The sequence below is a fragment of the Pectobacterium odoriferum genome, assembly GCF_009931295.1.
GTDB classification, from domain to species: domain Bacteria; phylum Pseudomonadota; class Gammaproteobacteria; order Enterobacterales; family Enterobacteriaceae; genus Pectobacterium; species Pectobacterium odoriferum.
Window position 1 is genome coordinate 1312618 of the sequence record NZ_CP034938.1, and the last position, 24255, is coordinate 1336872.

A 24255-nucleotide genomic window follows, 5' to 3' on the forward strand; every position below is an offset into this window, starting at 1 on the left:
CCCCATTACACTGCGGGCGATTGTTTTCATCTGAGAGACCAGGTTGTTATGGAGTTGCTCCGCATTGTTTACCAGCAGTACCGTTGGCCCTTTCTTGCCGTTATCCTGCTAAGTTTGTTGAGTGCCGCACTGGGCATTGGGCTTATTGCCTTTATCAACCTGCAATTGATTGAAACGGTCAATCAGTCGTTGAGCGTATTGCCGCAATTTCTGGGCTTGCTGCTGCTCCTGATGGGCGTGACGCTGGTGTCGCAACTGGCGCTGACTACGCTGGGGCACCATTTCGTTTACCGCCTGCGTGGGCAATTTATCAAGCGTATTCTGGACACTAACATTACCCGTATCGAACAGATCGGCAGTGCCCAACTGCTTGCCAGCCTGTCCAGCGATATCCGCAATATCACGATTGCATTTGTGCGTCTGCCGGAGCTGATTCAGGGCATTGTGCTCACCATTGGTTCGGCCGCTTATCTGGCTTGGCTCTCCCCTAAGATGCTGGTCGTGACGTCCGTTTGGATTGCAGTCACGCTCTGGGGCGGTTTTATGCTGGTTTCCCGCGTGTATCGCCACCTGACTCAGGTGAGGGAAGCGGAAGATCGTCTCCAGAAAGATTACGAAACCGTGATTAACGGGCGTAAAGAGCTGACGCTCAATCGTGAGCGGGCGCAGAAGCTGTATGAAGAGGTTTATCAGGCCAATGCGCAGGATTACCGACAGAACGTGATTCGTGCCGACACCTTCCACCTCAGCGCGGTGAACTGGTCGAATATTATGATGCTGGGTGTGATTGGCGCGGTCTTTTTCATGGCAAACAATCTCGGCTGGGCGGATACCAACGTGGCGGCAACGTACTCACTGACGCTGCTGTTTTTACGCACGCCGATGCTTCAGGCGGTTGGCGCACTGCCGACACTGCTGAGCGCGCAAGTCGCGTTTAATAAGTTAAAATGTTTCGATTTGGCGGATTATCAGGAAGCGTTTTCCGCAGCGGCTGCCCCTGCTGGCTGGCACACGCTGGAACTGCGTGACGTGGTGTTTCGCTATGATGACTCCGGCTTTGAAGTCGGACCGATCAATCTGGTGATAACGCGTGGCGAACTGGTGTTTCTGATTGGCGGCAACGGGAGTGGGAAATCTACGCTGGCGATGCTGCTGACAGGGCTCTATACCCCGGTTTCCGGCTCGTTGCTGCTGGATAACCGCCCCGTTACGGCGGAAGCGCGAGAGGATTACCAAAAGCTATTTTCTGCCATTTTTACCGATTTTCACCTGTTCGGGCAGATGATGGGGCCACAGGGAACGGAGCCGGATACAGCGCTGGTCGATAGCTGGCTGGATCGTCTGAACATGCGGCATAAGCTGACGCTGGATAATCATCAGGTGATGAACTTACAGCTTTCTCAAGGGCAGCGTAAACGTGTGGCGCTGCTGTTGGCCGTCGCCGAACAGCGGGACATTCTGCTGCTGGATGAATGGGCGGCCGATCAGGATCCGCAATTCCGCCGCGTGTTCTATCTTGAGCTGTTACCGCAGCTACGTGCATTGGGGAAAACGATTGTGGCGATCAGCCATGACGATCACTACTTTGAACACGCCGATCGCCTGCTTGAAATGCATCAGGGAACGCTGTCAGAACTGACGGGCGACGCGCGCGAACAGGCCTCGCAGGATGCCGTCGCGCAGATTAGCCGCTAGTTCAGATTAGCGTGCCTGAATGCTGTGCTGTGAGCCATGGCACACCGTTAGCGTGAAGTCTGGCAGGCATATATTAATTCGTTAAATTCTGGGGCAGAATAAGCGCCAATGTTGGCAGGCTGCTAACAGAGTGGGCGTTTTTTACTTACAGATCAGGTGCCTGACATATCTGGTCTGCCACTTAACTCAATAAGTTGGTATCGGTTATGAAAAGGATATTTAACGCATTATTCGTTGTTGTTTTTGTTTGTTTTTCGTCTCTGGCAAATGCGGCAGAAAATCTGCCTAACATTGTCATTCTGGCCACGGGCGGTACGATTGCCGGTTCCGCTGCGGCCAATACGCAAACCACGGGGTATAAAGCCGGTGCGCTGGGCGTAGAGACGCTGATTCAAGCAGTGCCAGAGCTGAAAACGCTTGCCAATATTTCAGGCGAGCAGGTTGCCAGCATCGGCAGTGAAAATATGACCAGCGACGTGCTGCTGAAGCTGAGCAAGCGCGTGAACGAGCTGCTGGCACGCAGCGATGTTGATGGCGTGGTCATTACGCACGGTACGGATACGCTCGACGAATCGCCTTACTTCCTAAACCTGACGGTGAAAAGTGACAAGCCGGTCGTTTTTGCCGCCGCGATGCGCCCGGCAACGGCCATCAGCGCCGACGGCCCGATGAACCTGTACGGTGCAGTAAAAGTGGCTGCGGATAAAAACTCTCGCGGCCGCGGCGTTCTCGTCGTGCTGAACGACCGTATTGGCTCTGCTCGTTTCATCAGCAAAACCAACGCTTCTACGCTGGATACCTTTAAAGCGCCGGAAGAAGGCTATCTGGGCGTGATTATCGGTGACAAAGTTTACTACCAGACGCGTCTGGATAAAGTTCACACCACGCGTTCCGTATTTGACGTGACCAACGTCGATAAACTGCCAGCCGTTGACATTATTTATGGCTATCAGGATGACCCTGAATACATGTATGACGCAGCCATCAAACACGGCGTGAAAGGGATTGTCTATGCGGGCATGGGTGCAGGCACCGTATCTAAACGCAGCGATGCAGGCATCCGTAAAGCGGAAAGCGAAGGCGTTGTTGTCGTACGTTCCAGCCGTACCGGCAGCGGCATCGTGCCACCGGATGCAGGCCAGCCTGGTCTGGTTGCCGATTCTCTGAGCCCAGCTAAATCACGCATTCTGCTGATGCTGGCGCTGACGAAAACGACGAATCCTGCGGTGATTCAGGATTATTTCCACGCGTATTAATCGTCCGATCGGTTTGTAGTGTGGTAGCCCCGCCTTTAAACGCGGGGCTTTTTATACCCGTCATACTTCAAGCTGCATGTGCGTTGGCGTCGTTACTCGGCACGCTGACGTGTGCCTCTCCCCGTTGGGGCCGCTGCAAGCAGCGTTCAAACCTGCCTATGGCAGATTTGTCAGTCACCCGAATCACTTACTTGAGTAAGCTCATCGGGATGCCCTCGCTCGCCGCGTTATTCGGCCTTATGGCCTCACCCCTTCGGGGCCAACGCTTTGCGTTGTTCAAAACGCTAACGTTTTGTCCTGCAACTCGAATTATTTAGGGTATATTTCCTGTCATCCCATTTTGACTTTTGGTTATTCAACTTTTCGTTTCCACTGAGAAGTCACTTCCCTCTCTGTTGATTTTATCGGTATGATTCAGCTCACGACAAAGCAGGTAATCACCCTTATTTATCTTGATACCCGAAATAATTCGAGTGGCGGGACTGCCTACGCGCGTCCAGCTTGAAGTATGACGGAGTGGGTGAATAAAGAAGAAGGATACGTCATTACATGACACACCCCATTTTTATGGTTGGTGCCAGAGGCTGTGGGAAGACCACCGTTGGGCATCAACTGGCACAGGCGTTAGGATATGACTTTGTCGATACTGACCTGTTTATGCAGCAGACCACCAATATGACGGTGGCTGATGTGGTTGCGCAGGAAGGATGGCATGGGTTCCGCCAGCGTGAAAGTCTGGCGCTTCAGCAGGTGACGTCCAACCGCTGCATCGTCGCGACAGGCGGCGGTATGGTGTTGGCGGAAGCCAATCGGCGTTTTATGCATGAGAAAGGCACGGTTATTTACCTCCATGCGGATGCGGAGCTACTGGCTCAGCGGCTGGAAGAAAATCCGCAGGATAACCAGCGCCCGACGTTAACGGGTCGCCCTATCGCAGAGGAAATGGCTGATGTATTAGCCGCGCGTGAAGCGCTTTATCGCGGTGTCGCGCATCACGTTATTGATGCATCGCAGACGCCGGAAGCGATTGTGGCAAGCGTGTTGAAAGCGCTGCGCTCGTCGGCTGCATAGGTTGGTGAGGCGGATACTGGCAAAATAATCACCAGTCAGTGTTACCGAACACCAACTTTCAATGAATAGATCGTGACAGTGGCTCAACTCTCCTTTTAAGATGAATTTCCTGAATTTTTTCGATGATAGGTGCCGCGCTATGCTGAATGTAAATGAGTATTTTGCAGGGAAGGTCAAATCAATCGGTTTTGAAGGCGACAGCATTGGCCGCGCCAGTGTCGGCGTCATGGATGCGGGTGAATACACCTTTGGAACTGGGCAGCCAGAAGAAATGACGGTGATCACCGGAGCATTGAAAGTCCTGCTGCCTGGCGCACCGGATTGGCAGGTTTTCACACCGGGAGAAACGTTTTTCGTTCCGGGAAAAAGTGAGTTCAACTTACAGGTGGTCGAACCGACCTCTTATCTGTGTAAATACCTGTAATTTCTATTCTATCTCTGTAGAGTAGATCATTCTCGCCGCATTGTGTGTTACATAATGCGGTGTTTTTTTATGTTCATCCTGATTCATTCCTCTTGTTCCCCCAACGCGGTTAGCGCCTTAGCAAAGCTGTCGTTCATGATGTTCGTTGAATGGTTTATCTGGGGAGCTTGGTTCGTTCCACTTTAGCTTTATCTGAGCAAAAGTGGATTTACGGCGGGTGAAATCGGTTGGTCGTATGCCCGCACTGCGATTGCCGCGATTCTGGTGGGATCGCTCACCGATCGCTTCTTTGCCGCGCAAAAAGTGCTGGCGGTGCTGATGTTCGCTGGGGCGATACTGATGTACTTCGCGGCTCAGCAAACAGAATTTATGTATTTCTTCCTGCTGCTGTTGGCCTATTCGTTAACCTACACGCCGACGATTGCACTGACTGACAGTATCGCCTTCACGCATGTGGCCGATGTGGAACGGAATTTCCCACGCATTCGGGTATTGGGAACGATTGGCTGGATCGCCTTCGGTATCGTCTGCGTTTTTCCTGCCCAATACGCCACCGAAAAGCACCGGCAAGATGGATGTTAAAGTCATGCTGGCGCTGCCGGCTATCCGTCATGTCTTCTTCGTCTACGGTGATGCTTATCATTACTTCACGTACGCACTGCTGTTCCTCGGCATTTTACTGCACGGCGTGAGTTACGACTTCTACTATGTGACCGCCTATATCTATGTTGATAAAAAAGCGTCGGTACATATGCGCGTGTTCCATTCTTCTCTGATCCTTGCCAGCCAACATAGACTGAAAATGTTCAGCTATCTCACCGCATAAAAATAAATTAAATGAAATCATTTCCAGCATAATGCTCTGCCGAAGCATCTCCCGCTTTTTTGTAACTCCACGCATTACTTCCATATATGAGCTATTTTATTGAATGTTTTTTATTAATTATCTGTATAAAACAATGATGAGATTATTAGGAATAATCCCTTAATTGTTAAAATGTAATAGCTTATGATGCTCATCGATAATTTTAACTTATGGAAAATGATAAGTTTTTTATTCTTTTGTTTTTATTTTTTATGGTTTCTTATGTTGATTTGTTAACTTTAATTCTATTTGATGTCTTCTTTTACATCACGACTTGGTTGAACATATTAAATATTTTTTCGGGTTTTAAGATAAATGGCTGCGGTGGAATGTGATCGTATTCAAGTTTTATTTTGCTGTGCCGTTATGGATAGTATAACTATTCTACGCAAAGAGTCTTTTATGCTAAAAACGACGCGCTCCCGCATTCTTGCGGCCTGTTCGACCATTGTTGTGCTTTCGCTTGTTATTAATACCTTTCTTAACTACACCATCGCCAATAACGCGAATAAGGAATCGATCCAGAATACGCTGAATGCGGTAGCCACTAGCCATAGTATCGCTATTAGCGACTGGGTGGCGTCTAAAACGCAGATGATCTCTGCATTGCACGATCGTGTCATTACTGATGAGGATCCGATTCCGCTGTTTAAACAGATTGCGGCATCCGGTGGACTCCTGAATGTGTACATGGGCTATGCCAACGGCACGGCCAAGTTTGCCGATTCTGGCGGTATTCCTGCCGATTACAACCCAACTGTCCGACCTTGGTATCAGCAGGCGGTGAAAGAGGGCAAACCGCTGGTCACTGCCCCCTACGTTGATGCGGTGACGAATACGCTGGTGGTTTCTTTCGTTGCTTCCGTGGTGGACGGCGGAACGGTCAGAGGCGTAGTCGGTAGCGATGTCACGATGAAAAGCGTGATTGAAAACGTCAAAGCGATTAACCCAGCCAAAGATAGTTTCGGTGTTCTTATCGAGCGTAGCGGTCTGATCATTGCTCACCCAGATGAAAAACTGACGCTGAAAAATATCACCGACATTGCCCCTGGGATTGATCTGAACGACATTCTTTCAGCAGATAGCGCCCGCGATGTGGATTTTTCTGGGTCGACAAAGCTCGTGGTGGCAAAACCGATTGCTGGCACGAACTGGTTCATGCTGGTGGCGTTGGATAAAGCCGAAGCGACAGCGGGCATGCGTTCTCTGCTGTCTACCTCTGTGATCACGCTGGTCGTTATTGCACTGTTGGGCACGCTGGTGATTGGTTTCATCATCGCGTCAGCACTCAAGCGTCTGTTGCAAATCCGCGACGCAATGGATGATATCAGCAACGGTAATAACGATCTGACGCAGCGTCTGCCGGATGAAGGGCATGATGAAGTGGCACAAATTGCGCGCTCGTTTAATATCTTTGTCGACAAAATCAGTCAGGTAATGATGCAGATTCGCGATATCAGCGCATCGCTTCAGGTCGCGGCGGATGAAATCTCGGCGGGGAACAACGATCTCTCTGCGCGTACTGAATCTGCGGCATCGAGCATTCAGCAAACCGCGGCCTCGTTGGAAGAAATCTCTGCGGCGGTGACGCAGTCGGCAGGATCGGCGCAGCAGGTTAATGCGAAAGCGTTGCTGCTGTCGAAAGATGCCGGTACGGGCGGAAAAGTGGTGTCCGATGTCATTGTCACGATGGAAGAGATCGTGGTCGCGTCTGGAAAAATCGGCGATATCATCGGTGTGATCGATGGCATTGCATTCCAGACTAATATTCTGGCGCTTAACGCCGCAGTAGAAGCTGCGCGAGCAGGCGAACAGGGCCGTGGTTTCGCCGTTGTTGCTGGTGAAGTGCGCAGTCTGGCACAGCGTAGCGCACAGGCTGCAAAAGAAATTAAAGAGCTGATTGAATCGACGGTCTCCAGCGTGACCTCTGGCTCCGTGCAGGTTCGTCAGGCCAGTGACACGATGAATGAAATTGTCGGCGGCGTCTCTACGGTAAGCTCGGTGATGTCTGAGATCACGCATGCGGCAGATGAGCAAATGCGTGGGATCAACGAGATCAACAAAGCGGTCGCACAGTTGGATTCGATGGTGCAGCAAAACGCCGCGCTGGTGCAGGAATCTGCCGCTGCGTCGGGTGCGTTACAGTCACAGGCTGAAGAACTGAACGCCGTTGTCGGGGCATTCCGAGTCTAACGGGGTCAGATACTGAAGAGGTATTGCCCGCCGAACATTGGCGGGCAATCACCGACTGCATTAACAATCGGCAGTATTAACAATCGATGGCATTAACAATCAATGGTATTAACAATCGACAGCATTAACGTTGGGCTTCTCCGCCCAACGCTTCAATCAGATTCGCAATCAATGCCGCCAGCTCGCTGGTCATCAAAATAAAATCGGCATCAAACCGCTGAGCAAAATCTTCCCGATCGATATCGTCATTTTGTTCCCGCAGCGTATCAGAGAACTTCAACCGTTTTACCGAACCGTCCTCGGACAAGACCAACTGAATCCGTTCCTGCCAGTCCAGCGCCAGCTTGGTGACCAGCTTGCCTGCTTCAATGTGTACGGCGATTTCGTCGCAGACCAAATCCTGTTTTTTACAGCGGATAACGCCACCGTCTTCCAGAATGGCTTTCAGTTCTGCTTCATCCTGTAGCACGAAACCTGCTGCCGGTTCACCGGAGCGAACCCACTCGGTCAGCGTCAGCTCGATGGGGTTTTCCATCGTCAGCGGCACAACAGGCAGCGAGCCCAGCGTTTTACGCAGCAACGCCAGCGTATCTTCCGCTTTTTTGGCGCTGGCGGCATCGACCATAATCAGGCCGTTAACCGTATCGATCCACAGCCAAACCTGACTGAAACGGCTGAATGCACGCGGTAACAGGCTATGCAGCACTTCGTCTTTCAGCGAGTCTTTTTCGGTTTTTTTCAGCTTACGGTGCTGTTCCGCTTCCAGACGTTCAATCTTGGCCTGAAGGGTTTGCTTGATAACCGGGGACGGCAGGATTTTTTCTTCTTTGCGGACGCAGATAACGATTTGACCATTAACGACGTGCGTTAATGCATCGCTATGGGATCCCATCGGCGATACCCAACCCGTCTTCATCATATCCTGGCTGCCGCACGGGGTGAACGCGAAAGCGCTGAGCCGTTTTTCCAGTTCATCCGCAGATAAAACGTTATCTTTGGACAGTACGCTGTCCCGGCTTAGGCGGTAAATCATTAAGTTCTTAAACCACAACATGGTGTTATCCCTGACTGGGCGCGCAGGTTTGCACGCGGGTTTGTAATGTTGCGCGCATGATAACGAATTCGACGCGGTTATGTGGAATAAAATACTGGGATTCAGAGGAATACCTATCACGCTTTGAGTTGCAGCTGATTGGTTTCTCTGGTTATACCCGTCATACTTCAAGCTGCATGTGCGTTGGCAACACTTGCTCACCTCGGTCGCTTACTGATGTAAGCTTCTGGAGATTTACTGCGTCGGCGCCTGCCTGCAATTCGAATTATTTAGGGTATCTATCTATAAGTAAGAACGTTTCAGGTCGGTGACAAATTTACTCGGCCTATTTACAACACGCGGGGAGACATCATGAGAATCGGTATCGATCTAGGCGGGACGAAAACGGAAGTCATTGCGCTGGATGATGAGGGGCAGGAACGTTTTCGGCAGCGTATGCCGACGCCAAGAAATGACTACCCGGAAACGCTGCGGACTATCGCTACGCTGGTAGAGATGGCTGAAAAAGCGACTGGCAGCCGTGGCAGCGTTGGCGTGGGGATCCCCGGTACGCTGTCGCCGTTTACCGGTAAGGTAAAAAATGCCAACTCCACCTGGCTCAACGGTCAGGCGCTGGATCTCGATCTCGCCACTCTGCTGAATCGGCCCGTGCGGGTTGCCAATGACGCGAACTGTTTCGCGGTTTCAGAAGCGGTTGACGGTGCTGGGGCAGGGAAGCAGAGCGTCTTCGCGGTCATCATTGGAACCGGCTGCGGGTCGGGCATTGCGCTGAACGGTCAGGCTCACGTCGGCGGCAACGGTATTGCGGGCGAGTGGGGACATAATCCGCTGCCTTGGATGGATGATGATGAGCTACGCTATCGGCAGACGGTTCCCTGCTACTGCGGCAAATCTGGCTGCATTGAATCCTTTATTTCCGGTACGGGGTTTGCGCAGGATTACCAGCGCCTGAGCGGCCAGCCGCACAAAGGTGAGGTAATCATTGCCTTAGCGGAGCAGGGCGACCCCATCGCAGAACTGGCGTTACAGCGCTATGAACATCGTCTGGCGAAATCGCTGGCGCATGTGATTAACCTGCTCGACCCTGATGTCGTGGTGCTGGGGGGCGGAATGAGCAACGTTTCTCGCCTTTATCAGACTGTGCCGGAAAAGATTAAACAGTGGATCTTCGGCGGTGAGTGCGAAACGCCCGTGCGTCAGGCTATACACGGCGACTCCAGCGGGGTACGCGGAGCCGCCTGGCTCTGGCCGAAGACGGAATAATGGCTAAACGGCGTACTGCGGCGCCAGCCGACTGACGCCTAAGCCGTTAACCTTCTGCACTTTGATCTGTACCGGAATACGCTCTTTCATGGCTTCAACATGGCTAATGACGCCGATGGTTTTACCGGAGGCGTTCAGGTTATCGAGCGCGTCCAGCGCGATATCCAGCGTCTCGGCATCCAGCGTGCCGAAGCCTTCATCCAGAAACAGCGAGTCGATGCTGGCTTTGTGGCTGACCAAATCGGATAGCGCCAACGCCAGCGACAAACTCACCAGAAAGCTCTCGCCACCAGACAGCGTACGCGTATCACGCTCGGCGTCTGCTTGCCAGGTATCCATCACCAGCAGCTCCAGTTCGTCGCCGGGTTTCCGTTTCAGCATATAGCGCCCGTGCAGGCGAGAAAGCTGGAGATTGGCGAGATAAACCAAATGATCCAACGTTAGCCCCTGAGCAAACTTACGGAATTTATGCCCGCTTTGTGAGCCGATGAGCGTATTAAGGCAGCTCCAGTCGTCATACATTTGCTGGCTTTGGGCGATCTCATTAAGTAAATTTTGCTGGTTCTGGCGATGTTGTCGATCGTCAGCTAACTGATGCTGGAACTCGCCTTGCTGCCGCAGGTTGGTTTTCAGCGTTTCATCCAGCGCTGCCAACTGCTGCTGTGCCGCCTCTTGTGTAGCGTCTTCCGTTAGGGAGGTGGGGCGCTTTTGTTGATGGGCAAGCAGATCCCGCTCAGCCTGCTGGTGAAGTGCCGCCGCCTGCTGCAAGCTTTGGTTCAGTTTTTCCTTCCATGACTGCAACGCCTGACGTTCCTGCTCATCAAGCAGCGCATTGAGGAACGTCGTTTCATCAGTAAAAGTGCTTTGCTGTAAAGCCTGACTAAAGCGCTCTGTCGCACTTTCACGCTGGCGCGTGCTCTGTTCATACTGCTGTTGCGTGCTCGCTAGCTCTCCTGTCAGACGGCTCAACGTTGTTTCGGTTTGCTGCCGAGCGGACAGGGCTAGGTGGAGTACATCGTCATACTGTTGGCTGGTTCGCTGTAGCTGTTCGCGCACAGCAGCGATTTGCCTGTCGCCGAAAAGTGCCAGTCGTTCCTGCTGGCTTGTGTTGAGGAGCGCGAGGTGTTGTTCCAACCGCTGTTGCTGCGTCTGTGATTGCTGCTTTGCCTCGGTCACGCTGCGATTCAGATGTTGAAGATCGCTGTCCAGCGTGGCTAACAGAGGAATTAAGCGAGATTGCTCCTGCTCTTTGGCTTTCCAGTCTTGCCATTCGCTTTCGCGCTGCGCCAGCCAGCCATCCTGTGCGTCGGCCTCCGGTAGCAGAAGCCCGACATTTGCCAGCGCCTGCGTGATTTCCTGAATGTGTTGCATGAGCAGCCGCTGCACGTTTTGCAGCGACTGCTCGGTCTCTTGCTGCGTAACGTTTAGCGAAGTTTGTTGCTGGGTGTTGAGTGCGATTCTCTGGTCGAGTTCCCGCTGCAATCCCTCTGCGGCAGTCAGTAAATCCTTACTTTCCTGCCACTGTTTTTGCAATTGTTCGCGTGCAGTAATCTGCTGTCGAATGTCCTGTTCTTCTGCTTCATTTTGCGCAAGCCAAGCTGCGACCTCGTCTGGCTGTTCAAGCGAGTAGTTAACTTGTAAGTGCTTACTGACATCTTGCCACTGTTGCAGCAGGGCGTGATGCTCGCTATCGAGCTGAGCGATGTCCTGTTGCAACTGTTCCCGCTGTTGCTCTCGTGCGGCCAATTGTGCTGTCGTATTTGCCAGCGCCGTTGTTAACCGATTCACTTCCTGCTGTAGCGTCGTCAGGCGCTGTTGGGTTTCAGACGGCTGTAGTGCCTGATAACTTTCGATGGCTGGATGTTCGGTTGAACCACATAGCGGACACGCGTCTCCGGCCTGTAGCCGTTGCCGTTCGGCTTCCAGCTTAACGATCCGTTCTTCCTGTCGATACACCGTCTCCAGATCGACCAGATGTTGGCTGCGTTGCTCATGCTCAGACTGCTGCTGTTTCTTTAAAATTTCTGACTGGCTGATATGCTCTTGTACCTCACCCTGTTTGGCGAGGTACTGCTGCTTGCGAATATGCAGACGCTGGAACTGGTCGCTGATTGTCGCGAGCTGTTGGCGTTCAGTGCGCTGGTCAATGCGTTGATTAAACTGCTGTTGCAGGGCGGAAAGCGGCTGGTGCGCCTCCTGATGTTGCCGTGTCTCATCGTGTTGTAGGAACTGCTGACGGGTTGCATCAACGGCCGCTTGTTGTTCACGCCGCTGTGCCGCCAGCGTCACTGCCTCTTGCTGTAACGTTGCTGACTGTTCGCTATGCTGCGCCTGTTTTTGTTTCAGCTTCTGCTGCTCGTCCTGAAGCTGGCGCAACTGCCGAAACTGGGTGCGCCACAGAGGAAGTTGTTCTCCCCACTGCTGATGATGTGCGTATTGTTGGCGGTAAGACTGGATCTGTTCAAGCTGTTGTTTAGCCTGCTGCTGTTCCGCCGCTGTCTGTGTTTGTTTACTTTCATTCGCGTGCAGATGAGCCTGCGTTTTTGCCAGCTCGTCCTGTTGCTGTACTTTTTGCTGCACCAGCGTGGTAATGCGATGGTCAAGTGGCACAACCTGTTCGTTGATCACCTGCTCTTGTTGCTGCCGTACCCGTTTGTGCTCACTAACATCCCGCTCTGCTTTTTCTTCCTGCTGGCGTAACGCGGTTAACGTCACCTGCTCGGCGGCCTGTTTCCCGGTCAGTTGTTCAATATGCTGTGCCAGAACAAGAGATTCCTGGCGATAGCGCTCGCGTTCCTGATGTAGCGGCCTCAGTTTTTCTGCCGGTTCGCTGTGAGTTAACCTGTCGAGCTGCGGTTTAGCCTGCTGAATAGCGGATTCGGCACTTTCATGTTGCGCCTGCGTGTTGGTTAGCTGCGTGCGCTGCTGCGTCAGTTGCTCAAACCAGCGCTGCGTAGTCAGCACTTGCTCACGTTCGACGTTGCCCCGTTGCTCCTGCTGGATCAGTTCGGCAAGCTGTTCTTCCACCTGCTGGCGCTGTTCATCAGTTAACAGTTGAATGCCTGATGCGCGCGCCTGTAGCGTGTTCAGTACGACGCTTGCCTGTTTGTGTTTGTCATAGACGCGTTCGGAAATCAGGCCGTAAATATCCGTGCCAGTTAGTTCTTCCAGCAGTTCCGCTCTGTCGTCTGCTTTTGCGTTGAGGAAGGCGGCAAATTGTCCCTGCGACAGCATCATGGATCGCGTAAAACGGCCGAAATCCAGCCCCGTGAGCTGTGTGATCATCTCTTTCTTATCATTGAGTTTTTCACACAGAATTTTGCCGTCTTCAATGAGCGCGAGTTCGGCCTTGGGCGACTGTAAGTTGCCGTCTGGGGCGTTTCTTGCCCGGCGTTGGCTCCAGAAGGCGCGATATCCGACGCCTTTAACTTCAAACTCGACCTCGGCAAGGCACTCTGCGGTATTACGCGTCATCAGGTCATTCTGGCTGGCGGAAAGCAGGCCAAGCCGTGGCGTTTCGTGATACAGCGCCAGACAGATAGCATCCAGCAGCGTGGTTTTTCCCGCACCGGTCGGGCCGGTAATGGCAAATAAGCCATTGCTGGAAAACGGCTCCTGCGTGAAGTCGATTTTCCATTCGCCTTTCAGCGCGTTGAGATTCTTTAAACGCAGACTGAGGATTTTCATTGGGCAGGCTCGCTATTTTCCAGTTCATCAATAACCTGATTAAACAGCGTGCGAACACGCTGTTGGCGACCGTCTTCCATGTCTGTCTCCGTTGCCAGACGACGTTCAAAAACGTCATGCACGCTTAATTCGTTTAGCGTTTCCTTGTCCTGCTGGGTAATCGCTTGCAGGCGCTGTTCGCGCGTGCGGCGCAGCAGCAGTACTTCAACGGGCAGGTGCTCGGTCATCGCCTGAATGCGTTTTTGCATGTCGCTCAGATAATCCTGCGTGTTGAGTTCAATATCCAGCCACACGGGTTTATCGCCCTGATAGTGCTGAAACGCTGCCAGCTGTTGTTCAATATCGCTCAGGCTGCCTTTAATCAGTTGCATCGGTTGAGTGACGGGAATAGGCAGTGTTTTTACTTGTGCTGGCGTGTCTGGTGCAAAACTCACCAGACAGATGGACTTCTCGCTGTTGAGTTCATCAAAACTCAACGGGATGGGGGAACCGCTGTAGCGAATGTGCTCGCTTTGCGTCACGCGCTGCGGGCGGTGAATATGGCCTAGCGCGATATAATCCGCAGGAGGAAAAGCCTGAGCCGGGAAAGCATCGAGCGTACCAATATAGATATCGCGCACGGATTCTGAGGCGGTCGAGCCAATTGTCGTCAGGTGTCCGGTTGCAATAATCGGCAGCGGCAGGCCTAGTTTGTCGCGCTTTTGGCAAGCCAGTTGGTAACACTGCTGGTAGTGCGCGGTAATCGCTTCCTGTAGCGCCAGCTGTTTCTCATCCCCGGATTGCCCAGCTTTGCTGGTTAACACATCGCGCGGACGTAAAAACGGAATCGCGCAGAGCAGGGCGCCGGGCTGCCGCTGACGGTTTTCCAGCAGGATCACCTGTTGGGCAGGATCGTCGCTGGCGCAGGCAATTACCCGTGTGTTCAGGCAGGCCAGCAGCTCGCGGGATTCGTTTAGCATCGCGACAGAATCGTGGTTGCCGCCGAGAACGATGAGCTGGCAGCCTGTGCGCTGTAGCGCGACCACGAAGCTATAATACATTTCCCGCGCATAGCTGGGGGGCGAGCCGTTATCAAAAATATCGCCAGCAACGATAATGGCATCGACCTGATGTTGTTCCACCTGAACGATAAGCCAGTTTAGAAAAGCCTGATGCTCAACAGCGCGGCTTTTGGTATAAAAATATTGTCCTAAATGCCAATCGGCGGTGTGGATAATGCGCATCGTGTTCTCTCGATATTCATGCCGCGTGGCGGTGGATGACGTTATCATTATTTATTATGTGAAAGGGTGTGTCGTCGCCAGAGTGCTTTGTCATCGTAATGCCATGATTATATATAGCAGGGGGGCGGCTGTCGCGGTGGAATCAGACGTTTGGAAAGCGGCTCGAAAAATAGGATGTACGCGCTGTAACAATCGTGCAGAGAGGGCCGTGTGTTTTTCATAAATCTGTCATAAAACTGACGCATAATGCCTTTCGCCTGCTAACAGCGACGATGATTAACGACAGGATTAACAATGGCAAAACGCATATTAGTCGTGGAAGATGAAGCACCAATTCGTGAAATGGTCTGCTTTGTACTGGAACAAAATGGCTATCAACCCGTTGAAGCTGAAGACTATGATAGTGCGGTAACGCAACTGTCGGAGCCGTTCCCAGAACTGGTGTTATTGGACTGGATGCTGCCAGGAGGATCGGGCCTGCAATTCATCAAGCATATGAAGCGTGAGGCGCTGACGCGTGATATTCCGGTGATGATGTTGACCGCGCGTGGCGAAGAAGAAGACCGGGTGCGCGGGCTTGAAGTGGGGGCGGATGATTACATTACCAAACCGTTCTCACCCAAAGAATTGGTGGCGCGTATCAAAGCCGTGATGCGCCGAATTTCACCGATGGCGGTGGAAGAAGTGATTGAAATGCGTGGCCTGAGCCTCGATCCTTCCTCTCATCGCGTGACGACCGAAGAGCACGCGTTGGACATGGGACCGACAGAATTTAAACTGCTGCATTTCTTTATGACGCATCCTGAACGTGTTTATAGCCGGGAACAGTTGCTGAATCACGTTTGGGGCACTAACGTTTATGTTGAAGATCGTACTGTCGACGTCCATATTCGTCGCCTGCGTAAAGCGCTGGAAACCAGCGGACATGACAAAATGGTGCAAACCGTTCGGGGAACGGGCTACCGTTTTTCAACGCGTTACTGAGGTGATCGTAACCGGAGAAATATTAACGTGCTAGAACGTTTATCATGGAAAAGGCTGGCATTGGAGCTGGCTTTTTTTTGTTTGCCTGCCTTACTGCTGGGGCTGATTTTTGGCTATCTGCCCTGGTTTCTGCTGGTCGCGGTATTAGGCCTACTGTGCTGGAATTTTTATAACCAGCTAAAACTCTCTTATTGGCTGTGGGTCGACCGCAGCATGACGCCACCGCCCGGCCGCTGGAGCTGGGAACCGCTGTTCTACGGGCTCTATCAGATGCAGTTGCGTAACCGACGCCGACGTCGTGAGCTGGCGCTCCTGATCAAACGGTTTCGCAGCGGTGCCGAGTCCTTGCCCGATGCCGTGGTGATCATTACCGAAGAAGGAACGATCTTCTGGTGTAATCATCTGGCGCAGCACCTGCTGAGTTTCCGCTGGCCGGAGGATAACGGTCAGAATATCCTCAACTTATTGCGCTATCCCGAATTCACGAATTACATGAAAGGACAGGATTTTAGCCGTCCTCTCACGCTACAGTTGAATAATTCTCACCATGTTGAATTCCGCGTGATGCCGTATTCCGAAGGGCAGCTACTGATGGTGGTGCGTGATATTACGCAAATGCACCAGCTTGAAGGCGCCAGGCGTAACTTTTTTGCTAACGTGAGCCATGAACTGCGTACGCCGCTGACGGTGTTGCAGGGCTATCTGGAAATGATGCAGGAAGAAACGCTGGATGCGGCTCTGCGAGGGAAGGCGCTGAACACCATGCAGGAGCAGACCCGACGCATGGACGGGCTGGTCAAACAGCTGCTGACCTTGTCCCGTATTGAGGCGGCAACGGCAATTGATCTGAATGAAAAAGTCGATATTCCATTGATGCTGCGCGTATTGCAGCGTGAAGCGCAGACGCTGAGTCAGGGGCGTCATGAGATCGTTTTTCGTGTGAACGAAAGCCTCCGCGTGTTTGGTAATGAAGAACAGCTGCGCAGTGCGGTATCCAATCTGGTGTATAACGCGGTCAACCATACGCCAGCGGGAACGCGTATCGAAGTCTGCTGGCAGAAGATTCCACAGGGCGCACAATTTCAGGTCAGCGATAACGGGCCGGGAATTGCGGCCGAGCATTTGCCGCGCCTGACGGAACGTTTTTATCGGGTGGATAAGGCGCGTTCACGACAAACGGGCGGCAGCGGGCTGGGGCTGGCGATTGTTAAGCATGCACTCAGCCATCATGATTCCCGTCTGGAGATCATGAGTGAGGATGGGATGGGCTCACGTTTCGTCTTTACGCTGCCGAATCGGTTGATTGTCCCTGCCTCTCTGGCTGAAAATACAGTGAAACCTTCAGCCTGACGGAAAACGCTATCCATGACATCCGCTACTCGTATTGCGGGCGCTTTTTTACTGCTGCTCAGCGCGTTTTGCTCCGCACAGCCTCGCCAGATGTTGGCTGGTAACCTCTCCAGCGCGGGGTCGGATACGCTGGCTAACCTGATGGCCTTTTGGGCGGCGGATTTCAGCCAGCATTACCCAAACGTGAATTTACAGATTCAGGCCGCAGGTTCGTCCTCTGCGCCGACGTCTCTGGCATCGGGAGCCGCGCAGCTTGGGCCGATGAGCAGAGCGATGAAGGCCAGCGAAATTGAGGCATTCGTCCTGCACTATGGCTATCCGCCGCTGGCGGTGCCGGTGGCAATGGATGCGCTGGTTGTGTTGGTCAATCAGGATAACCCGCTACCTGGGCTGAACTTGTCGCAACTGGACGCCATCTTTTCGATTACGCAGCGCTGCGGTAACCACCAGCCGATAAAACAGTGGGGCGATCTCGGCCTGCATGGCAGTTGGGAAAAACGCACGTTACTGCGCTATGGGCGAAACTCTGCGTCGGGAACCTATGGGTTCTTTAAACAAAAGGCGCTATGCCGTGGCGATTTCCTTCCTCAAGTTAATGAATTGCCGGGGTCGGCGTCCGTTGTGCAGGCCGTTGCTGCGTCGACCGATGCCATCGGCTATGCCAGCGTGGGCTTTCGTACCAGCGGCGTGAAAATGCTGCCGTTAGCTGCACAAGGCACCGACTACATTTCCCCCTCGACTGAGAATATCCGCAGCGGTTTGTATCCCTACACCCGTTACCTCTATATCTACGTGAACAAAGCGCCCAGCCAACCACTGGAAGCGTTGACGGCGGCATTTTTAGCGCGTGTGCTGTCTGAAACGGGGCAAGCGCTGGTGAATCAGGATGGCTATTTGCCATTGCCGGAAGAAACGCGTCGTCAGGCGCGCCAGCTGATTGGCCTGCCGGAATAATTCCTCTTTCCTCGACGAATTTGCGATGTTTTCACGCTAGATGAACTTTCTTCATGTAACGTGAAAATTCTTCCATTGCCCTGTGATTCGCCACGTGACAGGATAGTTTTAAATTTAGACGTCCAGATGGCTAAATAAAATTAAATGTAATTATCCCTCTGGGCAAATATTTCATATTGAAACTATCTGTCAGTACGCTTCTTTCCTGAAGAATAGTACTGGCAACATGTCAGGAGCGACATATGGCGAACATCTTATCCCCTTTCCGTGCCGATACCGTCGGCAGTTTCTTGCGTCCGGCAGCGATTAAGGCAGCACGTCTTCAGCATCAGGCCGGCGAGATTGATGATGCTGCGCTGCGTAACATTGAAGATCGTGAGATTCTGCGTGTAGTAGAAAAGCAGCGTGAAGCGGGCTTGCAGGTTGTGACGGATGGTGAGCTGCGCCGTGCCTGGTGGCACTTCGATTTCTTTGCCGATTTGCACGGTGTGGAGCGCTACGAAGCCGATCACGGTATTCAATTCAACGGTATTCAGACCAAATCCCATGCGATTCGTGTCGTGGATAAAGTCGGCTTTAATCCTCAGCACCCGATGCTCGATCATTTCCGCTACCTGAACAGCATTTCTGGCGATGCGGTCGCTAAAATGACGATTCCAAGTCCTAGCGTGATGCATTTCCGTGGTGGACGAAAAGCGATTGATGCGACGGTTTACCCCGATTTGGCTGACTACTTCGATGATCTCGCGCAAACCTGGCGCGATGCGATCCACGCATTTTATGATGCAGGCTGCCGCTTTCTGCAACTGGATGACACCGTGTGGGCCTACCTGTGCTCTGACGATCAAAAACGCCAGATTCGTGAACGTGGTGAAGATCCTGCACAGTTGGCGCGGACCTATGCTGACGTGCTGAACAAAGCGCTGGCCGATAAGCCTGCGGATTTGGTTATCGGTTTACATGTTTGTCGCGGTAATTTCCGTTCGACCTGGATTTCTGAAGGCGGGTACGAGCCTGTGGCAGAAATTCTGTTCGGTGAAGTGAAGGTTGATGCGTTCTTTCTGGAATATGATACCGAGAGAGCGGGTGGGTTTGAGCCGCTGCGTTTTGTGAAGCCAGGCCATCAGCAGGTAGTGCTGGGGCTGATCACTACGAAGAACGGTGAACTGGAAGAGGCTGAAGTTGTGCAGGCGCGCATCGCGGAAGCGGCAAAATATGTCAATCTCAACCAAATTTGCCTGAGCCCGCAGTGTGGCTTTGCTTCAACGGAAGAGGGCAACAGCCTGACGGAAGAGCAGCAGTGGAATAAGCTGAAACTTGTCGTGGATATCGCCAATCGCGTGTGGTGATACCGATGAGATAGCGCTATCTCTGCAACAGGTATACAGAGGCTGGATCATACGATCCGGCCTTTTTTGTGGCCGTTATCCAGCTTTCCGTTCGCGACGATTTTGTGAAATATGTTTTTTTTATGATCAAGTAACGCATTTTATACCGATTTTTGTCAGTTTTATTGCAATGAAATATCGATAAATGCGCAAATCATGTGTTATGCAAATCAGGATAAACCAATTTATATTCTTATTTTTTGGCATAGTTAGGCTTGATGCTCTGGTTTTTGGATCTCTGCTTGTCTTTTTACGCTATAAACGTTTTACTTAGCACCCAATATGGCTGTGCAAAAAATAACTCCTCTATACTCGTCATATTTCAAGTTGCATGTGCGTTGGCTGCGTTTAGTCACCCGAATCACTTACTCAAGTAAGCTCATCGGGATTCCTTCTCTTGCCGCCTTCCTGAAACTCGAATTATTTAGAGTATATGACCGCCATCTTTCGTGTCTCCAGAGTGTTGACGCCATGCTTCGAGCTAGCCCTTTGTGAACGACTTCTGGCGGCGATAAACGACACCGTTTTCTTTTTATCGATTTGATACAGGCAACACGACATAACTATGAGTCATCGTTTAACTTCCAAAGATATTGTGGCATTAGGTTTTATGACCTTTGCTTTATTCGTTGGGGCAGGAAATATTATTTTCCCGCCTATGGTGGGATTGCTGGCGGGAGAGCACGTTTGGACCGCAGCGATTGGTTTTCTACTGACGGCGGTGGGTCTACCGGTGTTGACTGTGATCGCCCTTGCCCGGGTTGGCGGTGGCGTTGACGCGCTGAGCTCGCCGATTGGTAAAAAGGCCGGGGTGGTTCTGGCGACCGTGTGCTATCTGGCTGTTGGACCACTGTTCGCAACGCCGCGCACGGCAACGGTGTCGTTTGAGGTCGGCCTGGCGCCTTTGGTTGGCAACGAAGCCTCTCCGTTGCTGATTTATAGCCTGATTTATTTTGCCATTGTGATCGCGATTTCCCTGTATCCGGGCAAACTGCTGGATACGGTCGGCCACGTGCTGGCACCGTTAAAGATTATTGCTCTGGCGGTACTGGGTATTGCTGCGGTGCTGTGGCCTGCTGGTTCACCTATCCCAGCGACAGAAACGTATGAGCAACTGCCGTTCTCTAATGGTTTCGTCAACGGCTATCTGACGATGGATACATTGGGCGCAATGGTCTTTGGTATCGTGATCGTTAATGCGGCGCGCTCGCGTGGGGTGACTAGCTCCGTGCTGCTGACGCGTTATACCGTATGGGCTGGGTTAATTGCGGGTATCGGCCTTACGCTGGTCTATCTGAGCCTGTTCCAGCTCGGTTCTGTCAGTGGAGAACTGGTACCGCAGGCGCAGAATGGGGCAGAGATTCTCCATGCCTATGTGAAACACACGTTCGGCAACATGGGAAGCAGCTTCCTAGCGTTGTTAATCTTCATCGCGTGTCTGGTGACGGCGGTGGGGCTAACCTGTGCCTGTGCTGAATTCTTTGCGCAATACCTGCCGTTGTCTTACCGCACGCTGGTGTTTGTGCTGGGAACGTTCTCGATGGTGGTGTCTAATCTGGGCCTGAGCCATCTGATTCAACTTTCCATTCCCGTACTGACGGCGATTTATCCACCGTGTATCATTCTGGTTTTATTGAGCTTTACACTGCGTTGGTGGAATAGCGCTTCACGTATTGTGGCTCCCGTTATGTTAGTCAGTCTGTTATTTGGCATGATTGATGGTATAAAATCGTCGGCCTTCAAATCGCTGTTGCCAGAGTGGAGCCTCAACTTGCCGCTGAGCGAGCAAGGATTGGCCTGGCTGCCACCGTCACTGCTGATTTTATTGGTTGCGGTGATTTACGACAGGCTTTGTGGTCGTCAGGAAGTTACGGTACACCAATAATATCGTTAATGCCTGATTGCACTGGGGCGGTAGGGATAGCGTACTGCTCCAGCACAACGTTGGGTTTCTGCACCACAGGTTTTTGCCTGTGGTTTTTCTTTTTGTAATGTTCTCCTTATATAAGACAGGGTTGCTTATCAATGGAACAACCATCCTCTAAGCTCAAGCGTGGGTTAAGCACGCGGCATATCCGCTTTATCGCCCTTGGCTCGGCGATCGGAACCGGTCTATTTTATGGTTCTGCGAGTGCGATCCAAATGGCTGGCCCCAGTGTATTACTGGCTTATCTGATTGGTGGGGTTGTCGCGTATATCATCATGCGCGCACTGGGCGAAATGTCGGTGCATAACCCGCAGTCCAGCTCGTTTTCCCGCTATGCGCAGGATTATCTCGGGCCATTGGCGGGGTATATCACCGGCTGGACTTACTGCTTTGAGATGCTGATTGTCGCCATTGCCGATGTGACTGCATTTGGCATCTACATGGGCGTCTGGTTCCCTGCCGTGCCGCACTGGGTGTGGGTTCTGAGCGTGGTACTCATCATTGGTGCCATTAACCTGATGAATGTGAAAGCTTTTGGTGAACTGGAGTTTTGGCTCTCTTTCTTCAAAGTGGCCACGATTATCATCATGATCGCTGCCGGGATCGGCATCATCATCTGGGGGATTGGCAACGGGGGCGAACCCACCGGTATCCACAACCTCTGGAGTAATGGCGGATTCTTCAGTAACGGTGTGATGGGGATGATTCTCTCGCTGCAACTGGTGATGTTTGCGTATGGTGGCGTGGAGATTATCGGAATTACGGCTGGTGAGGCGAAAGACCCGCAGAAGTCTATCCCTCGTGCGATAAACTCTGTGCCGTGGCGTATTCTGGTGTTCTATGTCGGCACGCTGTTCGTCATTATGTCGATTTATCCGTGGAATCAGGTCGGTACCAACGGGAGCCCGTTCGTGCTGACGTTCCAGCATATGGGGATTACCGCGGCGGCAGGCATCCTGAACTTTGTCGTGATTACCGCGTCGCTGTCGGCGATTAACAGCGATGTTTTCGGCGTGGGCCGTATGCTGCACGGAATGGCGGAGCAGGGGCATGCACCGAAGGTGTTTAGTCGCATTTCCAAACGTGGTATCCCGTGGGTCACGGTGGTTGTAATGATGATGGCGCTGCTGGTGGCGGTGTACCTGAATTACATTATGCCCGGTAAAGTTTTTCTGGTGATTGCTTCACTGGCAACCTTTGCAACGGTGTGGGTGTGGATCATGATTCTGTTTTCTCAGATCGCCTTCCGTCGTCGTCTGAGCCCGGATGAAGTGAAGGCGCTGGCGTTCCCACTGCGCGGCGGCATCGTGACCTCCGTGTTCGGTATCGTCTTCCTGTTCTTCATCATCGGTTTGATTGGCTACTTCCCGGACACGCGCGTGTCGCTGTATGTCGGCATCATTTGGATATTGCTGCTTTTAGTGGGCTATGTCTGGAAGAAGAAGCGTCAGAACGCGGTAGCGGCACAGAATTAAGTTAGTCGATTGCTATCAGAAGAAGCGCTCTCATTGGAGCGCTTTTTTTGAGCCAATATTACGCTTTCGGGGCCGTCATTTGCTGCGCCATGACCCGCATATCGTGACCGGTTGGTATTTGATGAACGCGGAGATCGAACTCCGGTAAGATCGCAAAGATATGGTCGAAAATATCAGACTGAATGCTTTCATAATCGACCCAGGAGGTCGTGTTGGTAAACGCATAAATTTCCAACGGTAACCCTTCTGACGTTGGCGCAAGCTGCCGTACCATCAGCGTCATCCCTTTATGAATACCCGGATGGGTGCGTAGATATACCTGAAGGTAGGCGCGGAACGTGCCTAAATTCGTCAGACGACGGCCGTTCAGCGGTGATGTTAGGTCGGAGTCGGACTGTGCATTGTGCTGCTCCAGTTCGCTCTTCTTGTTCTGAATATAAGGCGACAGGAGCTTGCTGCGCAGCAATCGCGCCTGCTCGTCTTCCGTCATGAAATGCACGCTGGTGGTATCAATATTGATACTACGCTTGATGCGCCGCCCCCCAGATTCCGACATCGAACGCCAGTTCTTAAAAGAATCTGATACTAACGCGTAGGTGGGAATGGTGGTGACGGTATTGTCCCAATTTCTCACTTTTACCGTTGTCAGTCCGATATCGATAACGGCCCCGTCAGCGCCGTATTTCGGCATTTCGAGCCAGTCTCCCAACGTTAACATGTCGTTGGCGGAGAGTTGGATGCCCGCGACCAATCCCATAATCGGATCTTTGAACACTAACATTAGGACGGCGGCCATTGCGCCTAACCCACTAATCAGAATCAGCGGCGATTTCCCGATGAGCAGCGACACCACCATAATACTGATAACAATGGTGGCGATCAGTTTCAGACCCTGGAATATACCGCGCAGCGGCAACTGGGTGGCGACTTTGGTTCGGGCGGAAACGTTGAGCAGAACATCGAGGAGCGAGAACAGGGACAGCAGCGCAAAAACCATGATCCACACCTGGGAACAGATGATGAGCGCTTCACGGGTTTCACTCTGCGAGGGAAGCCACACAAAGACCTGAATATTCAGGATCACCCCTTGTAGCAAGAAGGCCAGCCGGTTAAATAAGTTGTGTTGCGTTAGCGCCTGTTTCCACCCATGCCCCTCGGTTTTTCCGGGCTTATTGAGTGAGCGCAGTACCATTCTTTTCAGCACAACCTGATGAAAAATCAGGTGAATGACGGCAGAAATGAGCAATATCAGCCCAAGAACAATCAGTAACGCAATGATGCTAGCGTGTTCTATTCCAGCTTCTCTCAGCCACAGCGCGAGATTTTGTTGCATGCGTTCTCCTTTTATTCCAATGAATTTGTCGTGCATTAACACGATGTGGCTTTAAGGCTAAGGATTTAGCGCCTATAGTCAACCTTTTGTATTAGTTAAGATATCGCAGGGAA

Annotated in this window: 16 protein-coding genes and 1 pseudogene; 13 read left to right on the forward strand and 4 right to left on the reverse strand. The window is 52.2% G+C overall.

What is annotated here, in order from left to right:
• The first annotated feature begins 48 nt into the window (after nucleotides 1-48).
• The 6 genes and pseudogenes from EO763_RS05785 (at nucleotide 49) to EO763_RS05810 (ending at nucleotide 7504) form a co-directional block, all read left to right on the forward strand.
• Nucleotides 49-1695 (forward strand): multidrug ABC transporter permease/ATP-binding protein, encoded by a 1647-nt coding sequence (locus EO763_RS05785; RefSeq protein ID WP_161528374.1) that lies wholly within the window; start codon nucleotides 49-51, stop codon nucleotides 1693-1695.
• Nucleotides 1696-1901: 206 nt separating this feature from the next.
• Nucleotides 1902-2951 (forward strand): type II asparaginase, encoded by a 1050-nt coding sequence (locus EO763_RS05790; protein WP_161528375.1) that lies wholly within the window; start codon nucleotides 1902-1904, stop codon nucleotides 2949-2951.
• Between the two features lie 549 nt (nucleotides 2952-3500).
• Nucleotides 3501-4022, forward strand: a complete 522-nt coding sequence (gene aroL, locus EO763_RS05795; RefSeq protein ID WP_039490454.1) for a shikimate kinase AroL — start codon at nucleotides 3501-3503, stop codon at nucleotides 4020-4022.
• Nucleotides 4023-4161: 139 nt separating this feature from the next.
• A complete protein-coding gene (gene ppnP, locus EO763_RS05800) occupies nucleotides 4162-4446 on the forward strand; it encodes a pyrimidine/purine nucleoside phosphorylase (RefSeq protein ID WP_005975968.1) in 285 nt (94 codons plus the stop codon).
• Nucleotides 4447-4638: 192 nt separating this feature from the next.
• Nucleotides 4639-5224: pseudogene (locus EO763_RS05805) on the forward strand (MFS transporter); the annotation flags it as partial.
• Between the two features lie 489 nt (nucleotides 5225-5713).
• Entirely contained in the window at nucleotides 5714-7504 is a 1791-nt protein-coding gene (locus tag EO763_RS05810) for a methyl-accepting chemotaxis protein (protein WP_161528376.1), read from the forward strand.
• A 124-nt stretch (nucleotides 7505-7628) separates the two neighbouring features.
• On the opposite strand, the gene rdgC is transcribed toward EO763_RS05810, so the two are convergent.
• Nucleotides 7629-8558: a recombination-associated protein RdgC gene (gene rdgC / locus EO763_RS05815; protein ID WP_161528377.1), complete on the reverse strand. Its 930-nt coding sequence runs from the start codon at nucleotides 8556-8558 to the stop codon at nucleotides 7629-7631.
• A 351-nt stretch (nucleotides 8559-8909) separates the two neighbouring features.
• On the opposite strand from rdgC, the gene mak reads away from it, so the two are divergent.
• Complete coding sequence (mak, locus tag EO763_RS05820) at nucleotides 8910-9821, forward strand: fructokinase (protein ID WP_161528378.1); 912 nt, start codon at nucleotides 8910-8912, stop codon at nucleotides 9819-9821.
• A gap of 3 nt (nucleotides 9822-9824) precedes the next feature.
• On the opposite strand, the gene EO763_RS05825 is transcribed toward mak, so the two are convergent.
• Together EO763_RS05825 and sbcD are read right to left on the reverse strand one after the other, a co-directional pair.
• Nucleotides 9825-13508, reverse strand: coding sequence for an AAA family ATPase (locus tag EO763_RS05825; protein WP_161528379.1), 3684 nt, complete (start codon nucleotides 13506-13508; stop codon nucleotides 9825-9827).
• Nucleotides 13505-14731: an exonuclease subunit SbcD gene (gene sbcD / locus EO763_RS05830; protein ID WP_161528380.1), complete on the reverse strand. Its 1227-nt coding sequence runs from the start codon at nucleotides 14729-14731 to the stop codon at nucleotides 13505-13507. The genes EO763_RS05825 and sbcD overlap by 4 nt, the downstream gene beginning before the upstream one ends.
• 294 nt (nucleotides 14732-15025) lie before the next feature.
• On the opposite strand from sbcD, the gene phoB reads away from it, so the two are divergent.
• The 6 genes from phoB (at nucleotide 15026) to proY (ending at nucleotide 22809) form a co-directional block, all read left to right on the forward strand.
• Nucleotides 15026-15715 (forward strand): phosphate response regulator transcription factor PhoB, encoded by a 690-nt coding sequence (phoB, locus tag EO763_RS05835; RefSeq protein WP_005975981.1) that lies wholly within the window; start codon nucleotides 15026-15028, stop codon nucleotides 15713-15715.
• A 27-nt stretch (nucleotides 15716-15742) separates the two neighbouring features.
• Nucleotides 15743-17065 carry a phosphate regulon sensor histidine kinase PhoR gene (phoR, locus tag EO763_RS05840; RefSeq protein WP_161528381.1) on the forward strand — a complete coding sequence of 441 codons (1323 nt, stop codon included), beginning with the start codon at nucleotides 15743-15745 and terminating at the stop codon, nucleotides 17063-17065.
• Nucleotides 17066-17080: 15 nt separating this feature from the next.
• The gene (locus EO763_RS05845; RefSeq protein WP_039490460.1) at nucleotides 17081-18019 is read left to right on the forward strand and encodes a PstS family phosphate ABC transporter substrate-binding protein; all 939 of its coding nucleotides are present in this window, start codon (nucleotides 17081-17083) and stop codon (nucleotides 18017-18019) included.
• 242 nt (nucleotides 18020-18261) lie between these two features.
• Entirely contained in the window at nucleotides 18262-19368 is a 1107-nt protein-coding gene (locus EO763_RS05850) for a cobalamin-independent methionine synthase II family protein (protein ID WP_161528382.1), read from the forward strand.
• A gap of 604 nt (nucleotides 19369-19972) precedes the next feature.
• Nucleotides 19973-21292: a branched-chain amino acid transport system II carrier protein gene (brnQ, locus tag EO763_RS05855; protein ID WP_161528383.1), complete on the forward strand. Its 1320-nt coding sequence runs from the start codon at nucleotides 19973-19975 to the stop codon at nucleotides 21290-21292.
• Nucleotides 21293-21432: 140 nt separating this feature from the next.
• Nucleotides 21433-22809 (forward strand): proline-specific permease ProY, encoded by a 1377-nt coding sequence (proY, locus tag EO763_RS05860; RefSeq protein WP_010299043.1) that lies wholly within the window; start codon nucleotides 21433-21435, stop codon nucleotides 22807-22809.
• Nucleotides 22810-22867: 58 nt separating this feature from the next.
• Here proY and EO763_RS05865 read toward each other — a convergent pair whose 3' ends face one another.
• Nucleotides 22868-24142: a mechanosensitive ion channel family protein gene (locus EO763_RS05865; RefSeq protein WP_161528384.1), complete on the reverse strand. Its 1275-nt coding sequence runs from the start codon at nucleotides 24140-24142 to the stop codon at nucleotides 22868-22870.
• Nucleotides 24143-24255 lie beyond the last annotated feature (113 nt).

Bases quoted from the DNA above. Each gene is read 5' to 3' on its own strand.
- EO763_RS05785 (WP_161528374.1), top strand. From the start codon at position 49: ATGGAGTTGCTCCGCATTGTTTACCAGCAGTACCGTTGGCCCTTTCTT.
- EO763_RS05790 (WP_161528375.1), top strand. From the start codon at position 1,902: ATGAAAAGGATATTTAACGCATTATTCGTTGTTGTTTTTGTTTGTTTT.
- aroL (WP_039490454.1), top strand. From the start codon at position 3,501: ATGACACACCCCATTTTTATGGTTGGTGCCAGAGGCTGTGGGAAGACC.
- ppnP (WP_005975968.1), top strand. From the start codon at position 4,162: ATGCTGAATGTAAATGAGTATTTTGCAGGGAAGGTCAAATCAATCGGT.
- EO763_RS05810 (WP_161528376.1), top strand. From the start codon at position 5,714: ATGCTAAAAACGACGCGCTCCCGCATTCTTGCGGCCTGTTCGACCATT.
- rdgC (WP_161528377.1), bottom strand. From the start codon at position 8,558: ATGTTGTGGTTTAAGAACTTAATGATTTACCGCCTAAGCCGGGACAGC.
- mak (WP_161528378.1), top strand. From the start codon at position 8,910: ATGAGAATCGGTATCGATCTAGGCGGGACGAAAACGGAAGTCATTGCG.
- EO763_RS05825 (WP_161528379.1), bottom strand. From the start codon at position 13,508: ATGAAAATCCTCAGTCTGCGTTTAAAGAATCTCAACGCGCTGAAAGGC.
- sbcD (WP_161528380.1), bottom strand. From the start codon at position 14,731: ATGCGCATTATCCACACCGCCGATTGGCATTTAGGACAATATTTTTAT.
- phoB (WP_005975981.1), top strand. From the start codon at position 15,026: ATGGCAAAACGCATATTAGTCGTGGAAGATGAAGCACCAATTCGTGAA.
- EO763_RS05845 (WP_039490460.1), top strand. From the start codon at position 17,081: ATGACATCCGCTACTCGTATTGCGGGCGCTTTTTTACTGCTGCTCAGC.
- EO763_RS05850 (WP_161528382.1), top strand. From the start codon at position 18,262: ATGGCGAACATCTTATCCCCTTTCCGTGCCGATACCGTCGGCAGTTTC.
- brnQ (WP_161528383.1), top strand. From the start codon at position 19,973: ATGAGTCATCGTTTAACTTCCAAAGATATTGTGGCATTAGGTTTTATG.
- proY (WP_010299043.1), top strand. From the start codon at position 21,433: ATGGAACAACCATCCTCTAAGCTCAAGCGTGGGTTAAGCACGCGGCAT.
- EO763_RS05865 (WP_161528384.1), bottom strand. From the start codon at position 24,142: ATGCAACAAAATCTCGCGCTGTGGCTGAGAGAAGCTGGAATAGAACAC.